The sequence below is a fragment of the Neisseria bergeri genome (genome assembly GCA_003044455.1).
In the GTDB taxonomy this organism is placed as follows: domain Bacteria; phylum Pseudomonadota; class Gammaproteobacteria; order Burkholderiales; family Neisseriaceae; genus Neisseria; species Neisseria bergeri.
Window position 1 is genome coordinate 1 of the sequence record POWY01000002.1, and the last position, 15,139, is coordinate 15,139.

The 15,139-nt window shown below is 48.0% G+C and carries 20 protein-coding genes, 1 tRNA gene and 2 pseudogenes; 17 read left to right on the plus strand and 6 right to left on the minus strand.

Annotation, left to right across the window (positions count from 1 at the left end):
- Nucleotides 1–334, minus strand: a 334-nt coding sequence (locus tag DBY86_RS03030) for a glycosyltransferase (protein WP_107818870.1), incomplete at its 3' end; no start/stop codon positions are given.
- A gap of 81 nt (nt 335–415) precedes the next feature.
- On the opposite strand from DBY86_RS03030, the pseudogene DBY86_RS12865 reads away from it, so the two are divergent.
- Nucleotides 416–526, plus strand: a pseudogene (locus DBY86_RS12865) (IS5/IS1182 family transposase); the annotation flags it as partial.
- 81 nt (nt 527–607) lie between these two features.
- Here DBY86_RS12865 and ribA read toward each other — a convergent pair.
- Nucleotides 608–1,201 carry a GTP cyclohydrolase II gene (ribA, locus tag DBY86_RS03035; RefSeq protein WP_107818871.1) on the minus strand — a complete coding sequence of 198 codons (594 nt, stop codon included), beginning with the start codon at nt 1,199–1,201 and terminating at the stop codon, nt 608–610.
- A complete protein-coding gene (locus tag DBY86_RS03040; RefSeq protein ID WP_107818872.1) occupies nt 1,194–1,868 on the minus strand; it encodes a hypothetical protein in 675 nt (224 codons plus the stop codon). The genes ribA and DBY86_RS03040 overlap by 8 nt, the downstream gene beginning before the upstream one ends.
- Before the next feature lie 147 nt (nt 1,869–2,015).
- Here DBY86_RS03040 and DBY86_RS03045 point away from each other — a divergent pair.
- The 16 genes and pseudogenes from DBY86_RS03045 (at nt 2,016) to DBY86_RS03115 (ending at nt 12,724) form a co-directional block, all read left to right on the plus strand.
- Nucleotides 2,016–2,100 (plus strand) — tRNA-Leu (locus DBY86_RS03045).
- A gap of 197 nt (nt 2,101–2,297) precedes the next feature.
- Nucleotides 2,298–3,539, plus strand: a pseudogene (locus DBY86_RS03050) (tyrosine-type recombinase/integrase).
- Nucleotides 3,540–4,187: 648 nt separating this feature from the next.
- Nucleotides 4,188–4,847 (plus strand): hypothetical protein, encoded by a 660-nt coding sequence (locus tag DBY86_RS03055; protein ID WP_107818873.1) that lies wholly within the window; start codon nt 4,188–4,190, stop codon nt 4,845–4,847.
- A gap of 315 nt (nt 4,848–5,162) precedes the next feature.
- The gene (locus DBY86_RS03060; protein ID WP_107818874.1) at nt 5,163–5,369 is read left to right on the plus strand and encodes an AlpA family phage regulatory protein; all 207 of its coding nucleotides are present in this window, start codon (nt 5,163–5,165) and stop codon (nt 5,367–5,369) included.
- Nucleotides 5,370–5,480: 111 nt separating this feature from the next.
- Nucleotides 5,481–5,720 carry a helix-turn-helix domain-containing protein gene (locus tag DBY86_RS03065; RefSeq protein WP_107818875.1) on the plus strand — a complete coding sequence of 80 codons (240 nt, stop codon included), beginning with the start codon at nt 5,481–5,483 and terminating at the stop codon, nt 5,718–5,720.
- Nucleotides 5,721–5,866: 146 nt separating this feature from the next.
- A complete protein-coding gene (locus tag DBY86_RS03070; RefSeq protein WP_234403364.1) occupies nt 5,867–6,436 on the plus strand; it encodes a hypothetical protein in 570 nt (189 codons plus the stop codon).
- 66 nt (nt 6,437–6,502) lie between these two features.
- A complete protein-coding gene (locus tag DBY86_RS03075; protein WP_107818877.1) occupies nt 6,503–7,063 on the plus strand; it encodes a terminase small subunit in 561 nt (186 codons plus the stop codon).
- Nucleotides 7,064–7,347: 284 nt separating this feature from the next.
- Nucleotides 7,348–7,713 carry a hypothetical protein gene (locus DBY86_RS03080; protein WP_107818878.1) on the plus strand — a complete coding sequence of 122 codons (366 nt, stop codon included), beginning with the start codon at nt 7,348–7,350 and terminating at the stop codon, nt 7,711–7,713.
- Nucleotides 7,714–7,856: 143 nt separating this feature from the next.
- Nucleotides 7,857–8,072 (plus strand): PTS sugar transporter subunit IID, encoded by a 216-nt coding sequence (locus tag DBY86_RS03085; protein WP_107818879.1) that lies wholly within the window; start codon nt 7,857–7,859, stop codon nt 8,070–8,072.
- On the plus strand, nt 8,069–8,254 hold the full coding sequence (locus tag DBY86_RS03090; RefSeq protein ID WP_107818880.1) for a polyribonucleotide nucleotidyltransferase: 186 nt from the start codon (nt 8,069–8,071) through the stop codon (nt 8,252–8,254). Before DBY86_RS03085 ends, DBY86_RS03090 begins: the two co-directional genes overlap by 4 nt.
- Nucleotides 8,251–9,351, plus strand: a complete 1,101-nt coding sequence (locus DBY86_RS03095; protein WP_107818881.1) for a DUF7146 domain-containing protein — start codon at nt 8,251–8,253, stop codon at nt 9,349–9,351. The genes DBY86_RS03090 and DBY86_RS03095 overlap by 4 nt, the downstream gene beginning before the upstream one ends.
- A complete protein-coding gene (locus DBY86_RS14065; RefSeq protein WP_465119540.1) occupies nt 9,348–10,265 on the plus strand; it encodes a DUF927 domain-containing protein in 918 nt (305 codons plus the stop codon). The genes DBY86_RS03095 and DBY86_RS14065 overlap by 4 nt, the downstream gene beginning before the upstream one ends.
- A gap of 77 nt (nt 10,266–10,342) precedes the next feature.
- Nucleotides 10,343–11,056: a hypothetical protein gene (locus DBY86_RS14070; RefSeq protein WP_308446918.1), complete on the plus strand. Its 714-nt coding sequence runs from the start codon at nt 10,343–10,345 to the stop codon at nt 11,054–11,056.
- A 494-nt stretch (nt 11,057–11,550) separates the two neighbouring features.
- The gene (locus DBY86_RS03105; protein ID WP_107818882.1) at nt 11,551–11,889 is read left to right on the plus strand and encodes a type II toxin-antitoxin system RelE/ParE family toxin; all 339 of its coding nucleotides are present in this window, start codon (nt 11,551–11,553) and stop codon (nt 11,887–11,889) included.
- Entirely contained in the window at nt 11,886–12,203 is a 318-nt protein-coding gene (locus DBY86_RS03110; RefSeq protein ID WP_107818883.1) for a helix-turn-helix domain-containing protein, read from the plus strand. Before DBY86_RS03105 ends, DBY86_RS03110 begins: the two co-directional genes overlap by 4 nt.
- Before the next feature lie 311 nt (nt 12,204–12,514).
- Complete coding sequence (locus tag DBY86_RS03115; protein ID WP_107818884.1) at nt 12,515–12,724, plus strand: helix-turn-helix domain-containing protein; 210 nt, start codon at nt 12,515–12,517, stop codon at nt 12,722–12,724.
- Between the two features lie 395 nt (nt 12,725–13,119).
- On the opposite strand, the gene DBY86_RS14075 is transcribed toward DBY86_RS03115, so the two are convergent.
- From DBY86_RS14075 to ruvB, 3 genes are all read right to left on the minus strand, one after another.
- Nucleotides 13,120–13,443 carry a hypothetical protein gene (locus DBY86_RS14075; protein WP_199901031.1) on the minus strand — a complete coding sequence of 108 codons (324 nt, stop codon included), beginning with the start codon at nt 13,441–13,443 and terminating at the stop codon, nt 13,120–13,122.
- 421 nt (nt 13,444–13,864) lie between these two features.
- Nucleotides 13,865–14,038, minus strand: a complete 174-nt coding sequence (locus DBY86_RS13280) for a hypothetical protein (protein WP_199901032.1) — start codon at nt 14,036–14,038, stop codon at nt 13,865–13,867.
- A gap of 3 nt (nt 14,039–14,041) precedes the next feature.
- Nucleotides 14,042–15,073: a Holliday junction branch migration DNA helicase RuvB gene (ruvB, locus tag DBY86_RS03125; RefSeq protein WP_107818885.1), complete on the minus strand. Its 1,032-nt coding sequence runs from the start codon at nt 15,071–15,073 to the stop codon at nt 14,042–14,044.
- Between the last annotated feature and the right edge of the window lie 66 nt (nt 15,074–15,139).

The following is a 15,139-nucleotide window of genomic DNA, read 5'->3' on the forward strand; positions in this document are numbered from 1 at the left end:
TAAAACAAAAAAAATCCCCCCCCCCCCCCGCGTTTTTTGAACGGTTGGTATCGGCCCAATAGTCGTCGCTGTCCAAAAAGATCAGGTAATCGCCTTTTGCCGCCCGGATACCGGCGTTGCGGGCATCCGACAGCCCGCCGTTTTCTTTATGAATCACTTTTATATGCGGATATTTGCCTGCATATTCGTCGCAAATCTTCCCGCAGCCGTCCGGCGAACCGTCATCGACCAAAATCATTTCATAATCGGCAAAATTTTCGGCAAGCACGGAATCCACGCAGCAGCGGAGGTATTTTTCCACATTGTAAATAGGGACGATGATAGAGAAAATCATAAATATCAATCCGTTGTATTAAGATGTTTGCGCGTATGCCTCAAACCCGCACCCGCAATGCGTTTGCATCCGCACCCTGTAACTTTATATAGTGGATTAAATTTAAATCAGGACAAGGCGACGAAGCCGCAGACAGTACAAATAGTACGGCAAGGCGAGGCAACGCTGTACTGGTTTAAATTTAATCCACTATAAAACTTATTGCTTTATCAAGGTATGGGAAACCTGTTTCCCGAAAGGCGGCGCAGGATGCCCGTTCCCTGCATCTTTGCCTTATTCCGACATCAAATGCCCCAGCTTGTCTGCTTTGGTTTGGAGATAACGCTCGTTTTCCAGATTTTCCCCGACATGCAGGGGGATGCGTTCGACCACGTTAATCCCCGCATCTTTCAGGGTTTGGATTTTTTCGGGGTTGTTGGTCAGCAGTTTGACCGAGCGGATGCCCAGATATTCGTAGATAGATTGCGCCAAACGGAAATCGCGGGCATCGACGGGCAGCCCGAGTGCCAAATTGGCTTCAACGGTATCCATACCTTGGTCTTGCAGATGATAGGCGCGGATTTTGTTAATCAGCCCGATTCCGCGTCCTTCCTGACGCAGATAGACGATGATGCCGCGCCCTTCCGCCTGTACCGCCTTCATTGCCGCTTCCAGTTGCGGCCCGCAGTCGCACTTTCTCGAGAACAGCGCGTCGCCCGTCAAGCATTCTGAGTGGATGCGCGTCAGAACCGGATTGCCGTCTGAACAATCGCCGACGGTCAGCGCGACGTGTTCCTGCCCGCTTGCTTCTTCAAAACCGTGCATCGTAAATACGCCCCATTCGGTCGGTAGGCGGCAGGAAGCGACATAGCTCAATAATTCAGACATTTTCAGCTCCCTCTGCGGCAGTGATGCCCAAAAGCTGCTTCAAAGGTTCGGGCAAAGCCAAGGCAAGAGCCACCCATTCCGCCTGCGCCGCCTCATCCGCACAACCGGCTTTTTCAAATTCGACGTGAAGCACGCCCAGCACGCCGCCGCTCTCCGTACAAATGGGAATGGAAAGCTGCGCCGCCGAATGCCGGTTGCGTTCGCCGGAAAGCTCTCCTAATTCCAGCCAACGCCCGACATCCGAGGCAATATTCATCCAACCGCTTTGCGCCGAACGGCAGGCAAGCGAAACATCGGCAACATTTTCATCCAGCTCCCATATGTTTTCCAAACCTTCTCCCTGTTGGGACAGGCAAACCAGCTGAAAGGCGGCGTTTTCAGACGGCATCAGGGCATAAACGGCTGCGGCGCGCACTCCTTCGGAGCGCGAGAATACCGAATCCAGAGCCATAAAAAGCTGTTTCAGGCTGTCTTCGCGACCATCATCGCAGGGCAGATAATCGGCAAGTTTCCAACCTTCATGATTGCGCCACAAAACCGAACGGTCTATCGAAGCCATCCCCATATCCATCACCGTCTTTGCGGTCAGATACGCCGTCCGTACCTCGTCTGGCGGCAGCTTTAAACCTTGAGTCAGCAGAAAATCTTTAATCAAAGCAGCAGGCATACTCAAATTCCGTCAATAAAATAAAACCGCCGGATTCCGATGCCAGGCGGACGAATAGCGGATTTTACCGCTGCAAAGCATAAGCCTCAACTATTACGCCCAAAGCCTTGCGCAATCGGACAAAATCTGTATAATCTCCACCCTTATGCGGACGTGGCGAAATTGGTAGACGCACCAGATTTAGGTTCTGGCGCCGAGAGGTGTGAGAGTTCGAGTCTCTCCGTCCGCACCACCCAACCCCTTTTAGGGGCTTTTTTTCGTCTAATCAAATCTAACACAGTAATCAAGATTCAATACTGGCAAGGATTTCAGGCTAATAACCTCCTTGCCAAATGTCTAAATACCCCCAATGCCATATAATTGAATAAAGCAAAATATGGGGGTATGATTCGGGGAATCTGACAACACCCCCCAAAAAACATACCTCCAATGCCCCTGAACGACCGCCAAATCAAAGCTGCCAAGCCGTCTGATACTGGAAAGAAAATCAAGTTATTTGACGGGGGCGGCCTGTATCTTGAAGTTACACCAGCGGGCGGAAAAATATTCCGTCTGAAATACCGTTTTGCCAGTAAAGAGAAAACACTCACTATCGGGAAATATCCTGCTTTCTCATTGGTAGAAGCCCGCCAAGCCACCGAAAACGCCCGCCGCATGATTGTACAAGGGCAAGACCCCAGCAAAGCCAAGCAAGAAGCCAAAGCAGCCCGACAAGCCGCCTTGTTAAATACTTTTGAGCATTTAGCCAAGCAATGGCACAAGGACAATTTGCCACGCTGGAAAGAACATCACGCAGAGCGAATCATGCGTTATTTAGAAAATGACGTTTTCCCAGTCATTGGAGAAATGCCCGTTAATGAAATCAAGGTAATTCATATCAAGAACCTGCTAGATGACATTATGGCAAGGGGCGTTACTGATACCGCCGATAAAATCAGGGGCTGGATTGGGGCGGTTTTCGACTATTCCGCCATGTTGGAAATATCAGAAAACAACCCCGCCCGCCTGTTGAAAAATCACATCCCCAACTTACCCACCAAACACAAACCCGCCCTACCCCGTGAAGAATTGCCGGAGTTTTACCGCCGCCTGATACTGGCAAACAATATAGAGCGGCAAAACAAAATTGCCATCATGCTTGTCATGCTGGTGTTTGTGAGAAATAACGAATTGCGCGGCGGGTAATGGCAAGAAGTGGATTTTAAAAACAAGCGTTGGATTATTCCCGCCGAAAGAATGAAGCATGAAAAGATGAAGCCCAAGCCCGCTTTATGTGTGCCTCTTTCTGATTGGGCAATAGAGCTACTTCAAGAGTTACACACGCTGACAGGGCATAGCCGGTTTATGTTTCCAAGTAGAACCAGCGTAAACCGCCATATCAGCGAGAACACGCTAGGAAAAATCATTAACGAGAAGCTAGGCTACAAGGGCAAGGCCACGCCGCATGGCTTCAGAGCAGTAGCAAGTAGTTTGCTTTATGAAAACAACTTCAACGGCGGCGCAATCGAAATACAGCTTGCCCACGTTGAAGAAGATAAGACAAAGGATTCATACGCCTACATGGCCGAGTATATGCCCCAGCGTATCGAGTTTATGCAATGGTATAGCGACTATTTACGGGAGCGATACAACCAGGCATTACAGATGATTCAAGAGAGCAAGGCAGATTAAAAATTCCCTATGCGCGTGAGTAAATATACTGGTTACACTGGTTACCACAAATCTTTACAGATATAACCATATGAATATAAATATAAATACAAAGAAAAAGCGGTAACCAGTTAACGTAAATTTACTGGTTACCAACTGGTTACCACTGGTTACCAATTCATACAGAAGAGATTAACCCTATGAAATACAGTGTATTAGATGTTTTGCTTTCGTTTGCTCGCCTGGACGTGGAAACATAGAGCTTGAGACCGGCACGGAGCAACACGCATAAGAAGCTATCTGAAATCCTACTTCGAGATTTTGAAGTAGGATTTTTACTTATTGAGATAATGAAATTTTTTAATCTTAAACTGAGAATTTCATTAAAAAAAATAATAATAATAGAAAAAAGGCGCGATCTGCACCAATCTAAAATGACCTTAATCAATCTTAATCTAGCCTAATCTATCATAATCAACTATAACTAATTGAAATTTATTAATAAATTTCACTCATACAAAATAAATTCATGAGAAAAAGAGAATTGTCAAGACTAGATAAATGCTGAAAATTCCTTTTTAATTATTTATTCCGATTAAATGCGGAATAAGCGAGTAACCCGCGCTTAATATTGAAAATGGGCGAAATAATTTATTGAAAGAGAAATCTATGTTAATTACAGATCGTCACGGCTATTTTCTAGAATTGAATGACCTTGATAACATTCAATTTATTAGGAAATTGATCGAGATACGCTGTTTTAATTTTTATGAAATAACTTCTCAAGAGGAGGCAGCATATAGAGAACTTGAAAAATTATTGAAGAAGGATTTAATCAGCCATATCACTGATGGGATATTTAAAACACAGGAAGATTATAAGGAAAACCAAATAACATCCTGTCTATATATGCTGATAAAAGCAGCTTCAACAATACCAAAGAAAATAATGACGGCAAAAAAGGCTTTAAAAAGATATATTCAGGGCTTTCAATTAGAAAAACGGGGAATAAAATTAAGGGGAGGTTTCAGAAACAAAGAGGAAGAACATGTGTTTCAAAGGGAGGCAGATAAAAGGATAGAAGAAATTAATCAAAGCCTGATTTATCTTGTCTGTTATCCAACGCATGGAGGAAGCGGGAAAACACAAACACTTTTAAGGAGGATATACCAGGTTTTCCGATATTGCTTAGATATTGATGTAATGAATCTGAAAATCGGGCTAATTAACCGCATTTTTGACATTCTCAAACCTTTGGCAGGCTTGGATAATTATCCTGATGTTCAAACAATACGAAAACACTTAAGCAAAGAGAGTAGAAAAAAATAGACGAACAGCTTGAACTATATCGAAAAGAAAGAGCCGCCGAACTACAAGAGCAGAACGGCGGGCAACAAAAAATATCATTTGTAAGCGATAGACAGCCAAGATCATAACACGGCAATCAAAACAAAAAAATAAAACGCGCCCTTAAAAAAGGCGCGTTTTTTACATGATACGAAAATGCAATAGAAAAAAGGATTTTCACACTATATGAAACATGTAAAAAAAAAGATGTTTTTCATCACTCACTTAGAACATTTTAAATGGATATTATTTCTACACATTGAACAACCCTGTTAAACCCGCAGAAAGGAAGAAAAAATGACAAATGCCGTTTTAAGAGTGGATAGCCTATCACGCACATTTAGTGTTTCAAAAGCCACTGTTTGGAATTGGGTAAACCCTAAGAGCCGCCATTACCGCCCTGATTTTCCAAAGCCTATCAAACTTTCCGCCAACATTACCGGCTGGCTTGCAAGCGAGATTGACGACTATATCGGCAAACTGGCCGCCAAACGCGAAGAGTAGGAGTTTTCGGAGCAATACGCGCGTGCGAAGAATCAGCGTGAATCTATCCCTTTAGACAAAATAAAACCGCCTGAATAGAGGGCTATTCAGACGGTATGGAGGAAAAATCTGATGAAAGTTAATTATACCAACCACAAGGCCAAAACGCCAAGCCAAAAAGAGCGCATTTTAAACCGATTGAAAAAAGGGAGCGTTACATCATGGGAGCTTACCCAAATGGGCATACTTGGCTATAACTCACGCATTTTGGAGCTACGCCAAGAGGGGCATAACATTGTTACCGTGATGGAAGAAATCCAAAACCAATATGGCGAAACCGTGAAGCGCGGGCGGTTTGTATTAATCAATTAAATCAGGAGCTTTAAACATGAATGTTACATACGTAAAAAACAGTTTTTGCAACCCGTCAAAAATTACTGAAAGAGGAAGAGGACAAATGCAGTGAACTGACCGCCCAAATTGAAGCGGCTGAAGCCGGTGTTTCAGAGGCGGAGGCGGTGATCAATGAATTTGCGGGGCTGAGAAGCAAGCGCAAAGGAATATTTGCCGATTTATTGAAGATGGGCAAACCCACAAACACCGAAGAAGCCAAAGAGCTTGATTTAGAGATTGCCGCCAAGCGAGAAGAGGCAGACCGCGCCGCCGATGTGCTGGAAGTACAAAAAGAACTGTTGGAAAGCCTATTTAATGACCGCCGTCAACATCTGAACCGTATTTCAGAGCTTCGCAATTTGCTGGCCGTTTCCCGCTATGAAATGTTTATTGCCGGTATTGAAGAGACCCACTTACCTGAATATTTGGAGGCCGCCCGCGCCTATGCCAAAGCCGCCGCGAAACTGGTAGGAATCGGTAAGGCCGCCATTGAAATGAGAACGAATCTTCAGGAAAACGGTTTGCGGCCTGATTGCCGAAACTATGGGGAATCTATGCCGAATCGAATAATTGATTTACGTTTGCCCGGCTTCTTCAACATGATGGACGGCACAGGCGGGGAAGAAAACGCTATTTTCGACATCTTTAAAGACATGGAGAAAGAAAAAGAAGCGGTTTTCAATAGCTTGAAGTAGCAACACCCAAACAGCCGCCCAAAGGCAGAAAACAGCTATTGGGCGGCTTTTTGAAAGGATTAAGACATGACACCAAAGCAAGAACAGTTTGCCCGCCTGTATGTGGAAACAGGCAATGCAAGCGAAGCATACCGGCAAGCCTACAACACCGACAACATGAAGCCTGAAACGGTAACCAATGAAGCCTATAAGCTGCTACAAACCCCCGATATTTCCGCGATGGTAGATAACCTCAAGGCAGAGGCACGGCAACGCCACGCGGTAACAGTGGACGACCTGTTACACGAACTGGAGCAGGCGCGGGAGGCGGCATTGGCAGCCCCTACACCGCAAAGCAGCGCGGCGGTATCGGCAACGATGGGCAAGGCGAAAATGCTGGGCTTGCTGGTGGATAAGGCGGAAATCAAGGCAGAGGCGGAAATACAGGAAAAGCCGGAAAGTTATGTATCTTCGATTGTGGAATCACTCACGGAGGAAGAGAAAAAGGCAATCATGGACTTAGCCCTTAAGACACATAGGGGCAAATGGGAGGCAGTAACACTTGCAGACATTGCAGCTGTTACAGGTAAAGACACTGATAAGACGTGCTATGCCGTCATTCTTATTACAGCACTGGACAGAATCTAACGCTAAATCGCCCAATCCTGCAAAAACCATTTGACAGATTGAGCTTTGAGAAGCAGAATTAAGTTTCTCTCTCAAATCGTATAGCCCAAAATCAGCAGGGTAAACGCTGATTTTTTATCGCCATTTCCCCTATGCTGTTTGCAGTCTGTTCAAGGCTTCAGACGGCATATCAAAGTCAATGGCGGTGTGTGGTAGCAGCAATGCCCACGCCTGACTATACGCAGGAGAGAGCACCGCCCCCTTTTTGGGCATTCTCAAATCTCAAACGTATAGGAGCATTCCAAATGCAACGCAATTTTTCTCAAGCAGCACCATCAATTCAAAATATTCAAAACCAAGCCCAAACGGTAACCATTTCCCGCGAGCTGGCAAACGACGCGGCAGATGCGCTTTATTTTGCAGACATCCACACAGACGCGGCGCACAAACTGGCAAACGCCATTCGCGCGTTGCTTGACGCAGCCCAGCATCAAACCGACATCAACGAGGCGCGTTACTTTTGCCGAAACGCCGCCAACCTTGCCGATTTGACCATAGCACAGGCGGAGGGATTGGAGAATAACCATCCCTTTAATATTTCAAGTCTTTGTTTCAGCCTTAACGACGCAGTAGCCGCCGCCGATGAAGCACAAGCCCAAACCCTGAAATAAGCCCCAAACCCCATCAAAACCTAAACCGCCATGCCGCCTATTTTTAGGCGGTACGGGCAAACTTCGCCCTAGTGTTTTCATAACTAATTGATTTTATTAGATTCATGTTTTGAACCACTGGAGGCAGAGCAAAGGATAAAACCATGAAACAGACCAATAAATCTGACCGTTTCCGCCGGTATTTAAACCGCGCCTTGCTGGTGTTTTGGGTGTTGCTTTTGGCTTTGGTAGTTCGAGCCTGTAACCAGCCCGCCCACGCCGACACGGAGCAACTGGAGCAGGAAACGCCCGCAATATGGGAAACAGACCCGATGGCCGGAATTGTTTTAGAACCTGTATCAGAGGAGGCAGAGCAATGAAAACCATCACGGAGAAGCTGGCAAACCAGTTAAACAGCAAAGAAAAGGCAATCGCAGCGGTGGACGTTGTAAGCACTATATTGCTGATCGTGAATGACGGAGCAAGCCAAAAAGAGGCGATTCATACCGTATCAGCCATAGCCCGCGAAGCTATGGACAGATTCGAGGAGGTAGGAAAATGAAACCGACTTATCAAGACATTAAAGCCGCCGCACAATACCGCTGGCAGGAAATCCACGCCGCATTAGGCATAGACCCGCGATACCTGAAAAACAAACACCAGCCCTGCCCCGCGTGTGGAGGGAAAGACCGTTTCAGATATGACGATAAGGACGGAAACGGCACATTCATTTGCACCCATTGGGAGAACGGCGCGGGCGATGGTTTCGGCTTGGTAATGCACTATATGCAATGCGACTTTCAGACGGCCTTGAAGCAGGTTTCAGGCGTTTTAGGCATGGGCAATGCAGACCCCTTGCCGATACCGCCAACACGCCCACAAGAGCAACCACGCCCCGAAAAAGACCAAATCGAGAAACTGGCGGCATTGTGGAGAAGCACAGAACCTATCCGCCCCGATTCCCCCATTATCCGGTATTTGAAATCGCGCGGTTTGGGCATGGCGCATTTACCCGAAAACATCCGTTTTTTGAGAGAGGCGGATTATTGGACGACAGGCGAAGATAAGCCGCTTTTGCTTGGCCGTTACCCCTGTATGGTTTGCGCTATCCGCGATATGGACGAGGAGCTACAAGGCTTGCACCTGACCTATTTGCGGGCGGGCTATGACAAGCCATGCGGAGAGGACGGACTACACGCCCCGCGCTATCAGAAGCTGGCAATCAAAGACCCCGAAACAGGCGAAGCCCTACCCGCCAAGAAAATGCGAAACCGTAAGCAAGGCAGCATATCGGGGCAAGCCGTCCACTTGTTCCCGATTCCTGAAAACGGCCGGCTTGTCATTGCAGAGGGAATAGAGACCGCCCTTGCCGCGCGTGAATTGTACAAGGCTTACGATTGGGGCTTATACGCAGCCTTGAGCGCAAACAGCATGGCAAATTTTCAGTTTTTGCACAGTATAAAAGAGATTGTAATTATTGCCGATAACGACACGCCCCGCCCTGTTGGTTACAGAGCCGCTTATGACTTGGCAATGCGAGCCATTAAGCAGGGAATCAAGGCGAGCATATGGCAAAGCAAAACGCCAGGCTATGACGCACTGGACGAACTGAACGAGAAGAAGCAATCAGACAACCATTTCGGAGGACAGACAGCATGAAAAATACCGAAACAGCGAAGCAGGAAAGCACCAACGACTACAACCTTGAAAATATCGAGCCATTCCGCCCGCGCCCTCACTTTGAAATCGACCATCGGGGCGTATGGTGGGTAAACGTTAGAACCGACAAAGACGGCGATATTATCGAAGCAGAGCCGCTATTTCTTTCCGACCCTATCGACATTATAGGCACGGGGCAAGACAATGACGGCGCGTATTATCGGATTATCAAGTTTAAAGACAAAATCACACGCCGGCATAAAACCGCCGCCATACCACAAGCAGAAATCGGCACAGTTCAAGGCTGGCAGCGTTTGCAGAATTTCGGCCTAGTCATCATGAGCGGACGGGTAAAAAAGGAAAGAATGGCGGACTATTTGCAGAAAGAGGGAAGCCAGGCGGCCTTTACCATTACCGACCGCGCCGGGTGGAACGGGGAAGCCTACATACTGGCAGGCGGGGAAGCTATTAACGCAGACGGCACAAACATTCTATACAACGGAGACACCAGCCAAAAAGACGGTTACACAGAAAAAGGCAGCCTCAAGGAATGGCAGGAACAGGCCGCACGATACGCAGAGAACAATAGCCGCCTATGCCTGGCACTAGGATTAAGCATGGCCGCGCCATTCTTGGCACTTTTGAACGAAGAGGGCGGCGGCTTCCATTTGGCGGGCGATTCCTCAAAAGGCAAAACAACCGCCGCGCGGCTTGCCTTGAGCGTATGGGGCGACCCTGAAACCACTAAAGGCAATTGGGACACTACCCCGCTTGGCTTGCAAAATTTAGCTTTAGCCCGTAATGATGGCTTGCTGATGTTAGATGAAATCGGGCAAACAGCCGACCCCCGAAAAATCCCGCAAATGGTTTACAGCGTTATCAACGGCGTTTCAAAAACACAGGGCGCAATCTGATCCTTTCGACCGGCGAAATAAACCCTGAAAGCCTGATAGGAGACCGCGCCCAATGGAAAGCGGGTAACCATGTTAGATTGCCTGACATACAGGCAGAGGCAAGATTTGGCATTTACGACACGTTACACGGCTTCGCAGATGGCGCGAAACTGTCGGAGCATATCAACCAAGCCACAGCCAAGCAGCGAGGAACAGCAGGCCGCGCCCTTATCCGCCAAATCCTCAAAGACGGAAAAGAAGCCGCCGCCCAAGCCGTAGAAGCTAGCCGCGCCCGATTCCTTGAGACCTTGCCACCAATGGAGGGACAGGCGCGAAGAATTGCCCGCCGCTTTGCCCTTTTGGCCGCCGTCTTGGAATATGCCGCCCCTATTACCGGCATGAGACAAGGAGCAGGAGAAGCAGGAGTAAGGCAGTGTTTCAATGAATGGCTTGAAGAAAACGGCACAGGAAACCGCGAAGATCGCCGGATTATTGAACAAGTAATCGCCTTTATGGACGTTAACGCCCTGTCTATGCGCTTTTCAGACTGGAACAGCCAAACCGTAAACCGCGATCATGCAGGTTATCGGAAACAAGAGGGAAGCATAGATGAGTATTGGATAATCCCCGTAGTCTTTGAAGATGAAGTCTGTAAAGGATATAGCCAGCGCAAAGTATGTGAAGTCCTACATACTCGCAGATGGTTGAAGAAAGCCGATAACGGCAGATGGCGACACCAGCGCAAAAAAAACGGCGTTGCAAGCCGATTCTATGTTTTGATGGAAAAAGCCCCGCCCGACTTTGACGAATAACCAAGAGCAAGCCCGCTATTACCGACAATGGCGGGCTTTTTTACGTCCAAACATTCAGGCAGACCAACCAAGAAAGCATAAAACCAACAGAAAGCCCCAAAAACTCAAAAATTAGGGCTGTTTGACCCTTTCCCTATACCTACCCTACCCAATCAATGAAACACGCTTACAGCGCGATTTTAGCCTATTTACGCCATATCTACCAAAAAGACAGGCAGTGGAATAAATAATTTCGACACCAATACGCGCGCGCGAGAAAAGCAGCCCCTTGAATTTTTCAAGTCCATAAAAAGAAAGCAAAAAACGGCGGGTAACCACTTAACCGGCACTGGTAACCAATGACAAAGGCACAACTGGTTACCTCATTATCTTTGATTTATAAGGGTTTTTAGGGGCTGGTAACCAGGTAACCAGAGTAACCAGTGCTTTTTGTATATATATATACTTTTTCTTTATTCTTGCCCCTTGCTGCTTATTTGTATAAAATTTGATACATGAACAGAGAGAAGCCGATTGAATGGCGTGATACATCACTGGAAGACCTTAAAACATTCCCGCTTGAGGCGGTAAAGCATTTCGGTTATGAGTTGGGGTTAATCCAAAATGGCTTAGAGCCGACAGACTTTAAACCGATGATTAGTTTTGGCAGCGGAGTTATGGAACTTAGAAAACGTTTGCCCGATGGAGCATTTAGAGTGGTTTATGTGGCTAAGTTTGAAAAAGCCGTCTATGTATTGCACAGCTTCCAAAAGAAAAGCCAAAAAACCGCCCCGAAAGACACAGCAATCATCAAGAGCCGATATAGAGCATTGATACAGGAGATAGGAAAATGACATCGAAAACCACGCACATTACACCGGTAGGCGGTAATGTTTTTGCCGATTTGGGTTTTCAGCCTGACGAAGCCGCCAAACTCAAGGCGCATAGTGATATGATTATCAGAACCAAGTTACAGCTTGCCGAAAGCGTCAGCGCATGGATAAAAGAGCAGAGCTTGAAACAGGAACAGGCGGCAGAAATCTTTAACACCAGCCGCCCCCGTGTTTCTGATTTGATAAACGGCAAAATCAGCAAGTTCACGATAGATGCGTTATTAACCATGCTTGCTAAGACAGGCAAAACGGCGGAACTGAATATCAGCCGCTAATTTGATGGCGAACAGCTAAAACGGAGTAATGCTTACCCCTGAAAATTTTGACTTTGACAAAATGGGGGTGTATTTGGGGGTATTTTTCCAAATTCATGAAATTATATGTATAAATATCAATATATTAATTATTTAGTTCGAGTCTCTCCGTAGCACCATTAACAATAAATAAATCAAGCAATTAATACACATTGGAACAATTTAGGGACGCAAAATACAGGCCACCTGATTTAACCAGGTGGCTTTTTTATTGGGCTTGGATAAATTTAAAACCATATAAATCAGAATCTTGCAATATATTCAAAAACCTCTTGCATTACCGTGAAAACATCGGTTACACGCCAAACAACCTGAAGGAATTGCGCCATAAATACGGCTTGACGCAAAAGTGGGTTGCCGAGATTACGGGCGTAACTTTGGCGACGGAACAAAAGCGGGAGGTGGCAATGGGTTTGAAAGCGCATTGCGATATGCCGCACACGCGTTGGTTGGTTTTGTTGGAATATTTGGGGAATCTTTAAATCGGTTTTGTTTGAATAACATCGGAATAATGCCGTCTGTAAGCAAATTTGCTTCAGGCGGCTTTTTATTTGCCCCGAGAAATGGTTTGTCGGTGTGTTTTTTGTGTAACTTATATGTGAATGGAAAAGGCGAGAAGAGGGTTGGGCAATGAATGATTTGGTCAGATACGATCCGTTGGAACACGGGCAGCTTGCTGGGGGGTGAAGAAGTATCGCGGCTTTACTGAAAAAGATGCGCGAGAGGCTTCCGATGATTGGGCGTTGACGCGCGGGTTTAAAAATTCTGCACGTTCGGTGCGTATGGCGTGGAATGCTTTTACGCGCGATACAGAGGAACTCAGCCAACTGAAGGCTGAGGATATGGATTATCGGAAGATTCAGGAGGGGCGTAAGTCTCAGGCTCGCAGGGAGCTTGGCGTGGCTTGGGATAAGGGCGAAGGTGTCGGTGTGGTGGACAAGGCGACGATGAGGCTTGGCGGCGGTATTTTGAATATGGGCAGGAAAGCCGCCGAGAAGGCTGTATTAAAGAAAATGGGCGTTGCGGCGGCTAAGGGAATGCCTGAATTTGCGGCTTTAACGGCTAAGGAGTCCGTCAAGGGCGGATTGGGCGGTGCGGCATGGCACGCGTCGGCTTTGCACGAGTTGCGCGGCGTGGTGGCGCAGTGGAACAGGAAGCATTCGGAGCGTGCCATTAAGTCGAAAAATATTATGTCAAGCATGAGGAACCGGCAACGACCGTTGCGGGGGCGAAAGACGGCATCTACCTGCCGGACAGCCGGTCGGATGCGCGGACGGACGGCGGTTTTGCCTTCGGGTATTGAGGAAGTCCCGAACCTGAAAACGGTTCGGGCTTTTTTTAGGCGGTTGAATGCCGCCGATGCGCTTGGTTTAATGGGGTTTTTAACGGAAAGGTACGGTATGGCCAATACGCTTTATGATACTTCCCGCCAGATGTTCTTGGAGGGGCAGTTGAACCGGGCGGATGATACGGTCAAGGTCGCTTTGGTGGATACCAATGCTTATACGCCGAATGTGGCGACACATAAGCATACCGACGATAAACATGCAAACAACCTTATTTCAATGGATGTATATCAGTATATGGCAAACGGTTTTTCTTCAGGCGTTACTATCGGCGCATCAGTCGGCATTGCAGTTGTCAGTATCAAGTCCGAGCAGTACGGAATTTTGCGAATCCTGCATTCTGCAACGGATAGGGTACAAAACCTGATAAAAAATACATGCCGTCTGAAGCTGTTGCAAACAAAGGGGATGATGTCCGACTTTGGTCGGCGGTTCGGTTTCAGACGGCATGGTTTATTTTTCGACGGGCAGCCCGAAATGCAGGTAGGCGCGTTCGGTCGCCATCCTGCCGCGCGGGGTGCGTTGCAAAAAGCCTTGTTGGATGAGGTAGGGTTCGATAACGTCTTCGATGGTGTCCGTAGATTCGCCGATGGCGGCGGCAACGTTGTCCAAACCGACGGGGCCGCCGCCGAATTTGTGCAAAACGGCTTCGAGGAATTTCCTGTCCATCACGTCCAGCCCCTGCGCGTCCACATCCAGCATACTTAAAGCGGCATCGGCGACGGCGGCATCGATCATGCCATTGTTTTTCACATCGGCGAAATCGCGCACGCGGCGCAACAGGCGGTTGGCGATGCGCGGCGTGCCCCTGCTGCGTTTGGCGATTTCTTCCGCGCCTTCTTCGGACATATCGAGCTGCAACAGTTGTGCCGAACGGCTGACGATGGTGGTAAGGTCGCGGTTTTCGTAAAACTCGAGGCGGGAGACGATGCCGAAGCGGTCGCGCAACGGATTGGTCAGCATACCGGCGCGGGTGGTCGCGCCGACAAGCGTGAAGGGCGGCAGGTCGATTTTGACGGAACGGGCGGCGGGCCCTTCGCCTATCATAATGTCGAGCCGGTAGTCTTCGAGCGCGGGGTAGAGGATTTCTTCCACAACAGGGCTTAGCCGGTGGATTTCGTCGATAAACAATACGTCGTGCGGATCAAGGTTGGTCAAAAGGGCGGCGAGATCGCCGGCGCGTTCGAGGACGGGACCGCTGGTTTGGCGCAAATTTACGCCCAACTCTTTGGCGATGATGTGGGCAAGGGTGGTTTTGCCCAGTCCGGGCGGGCCGAAAAGCAAAACGTGGTCGAGTGCTTCGCCGCGTTTTTTGGCGGCTTGGATGAAAATGGCGAGCTGCTCTTTGGCTTTATGCTGCCCGATGTAGTCGTCCAGCGTTTTGGGGCGGAGGGCGCGTTCGAGCAGTTCTTCCTGTGCGGAGGCGGTTTGGGCGGCAACGATGCGTTGCGGTTGCGCGGCGGTCAGGTTGTCGGTTTGCAGCATAGTGTTCCCTTTGTCGGGTATGTCGTCCGAACGGTCGGCGGCGTTTCAGACGACATTGAAAAGATA

Bases quoted from the DNA above. Each gene is read 5' to 3' on its own strand.
- ribA (WP_107818871.1), bottom strand. From the start codon at position 1,201: ATGTCTGAATTATTGAGCTATGTCGCTTCCTGCCGCCTACCGACCGAA.
- DBY86_RS03040 (WP_107818872.1), bottom strand. From the start codon at position 1,868: ATGCCTGCTGCTTTGATTAAAGATTTTCTGCTGACTCAAGGTTTAAAG.
- DBY86_RS03055 (WP_107818873.1), top strand. From the start codon at position 4,188: ATGTTAATTACAGATCGTCACGGCTATTTTCTAGAATTGAATGACCTT.
- DBY86_RS03060 (WP_107818874.1), top strand. From the start codon at position 5,163: ATGACAAATGCCGTTTTAAGAGTGGATAGCCTATCACGCACATTTAGT.
- DBY86_RS03065 (WP_107818875.1), top strand. From the start codon at position 5,481: ATGAAAGTTAATTATACCAACCACAAGGCCAAAACGCCAAGCCAAAAA.
- DBY86_RS03075 (WP_107818877.1), top strand. From the start codon at position 6,503: ATGACACCAAAGCAAGAACAGTTTGCCCGCCTGTATGTGGAAACAGGC.
- DBY86_RS03080 (WP_107818878.1), top strand. From the start codon at position 7,348: ATGCAACGCAATTTTTCTCAAGCAGCACCATCAATTCAAAATATTCAA.
- DBY86_RS03085 (WP_107818879.1), top strand. From the start codon at position 7,857: ATGAAACAGACCAATAAATCTGACCGTTTCCGCCGGTATTTAAACCGC.
- DBY86_RS03090 (WP_107818880.1), top strand. From the start codon at position 8,069: ATGAAAACCATCACGGAGAAGCTGGCAAACCAGTTAAACAGCAAAGAA.
- DBY86_RS03095 (WP_107818881.1), top strand. From the start codon at position 8,251: ATGAAACCGACTTATCAAGACATTAAAGCCGCCGCACAATACCGCTGG.
- DBY86_RS14065 (WP_465119540.1), top strand. From the start codon at position 9,348: ATGAAAAATACCGAAACAGCGAAGCAGGAAAGCACCAACGACTACAAC.
- DBY86_RS03105 (WP_107818882.1), top strand. From the start codon at position 11,551: ATGAACAGAGAGAAGCCGATTGAATGGCGTGATACATCACTGGAAGAC.
- DBY86_RS03110 (WP_107818883.1), top strand. From the start codon at position 11,886: ATGACATCGAAAACCACGCACATTACACCGGTAGGCGGTAATGTTTTT.
- DBY86_RS14075 (WP_199901031.1), bottom strand. From the start codon at position 13,443: ATGCTTGACATAATATTTTTCGACTTAATGGCACGCTCCGAATGCTTC.
- DBY86_RS13280 (WP_199901032.1), bottom strand. From the start codon at position 14,038: ATGCCGTCTGAAACCGAACCGCCGACCAAAGTCGGACATCATCCCCTT.
- ruvB (WP_107818885.1), bottom strand. From the start codon at position 15,073: ATGCTGCAAACCGACAACCTGACCGCCGCGCAACCGCAACGCATCGTT.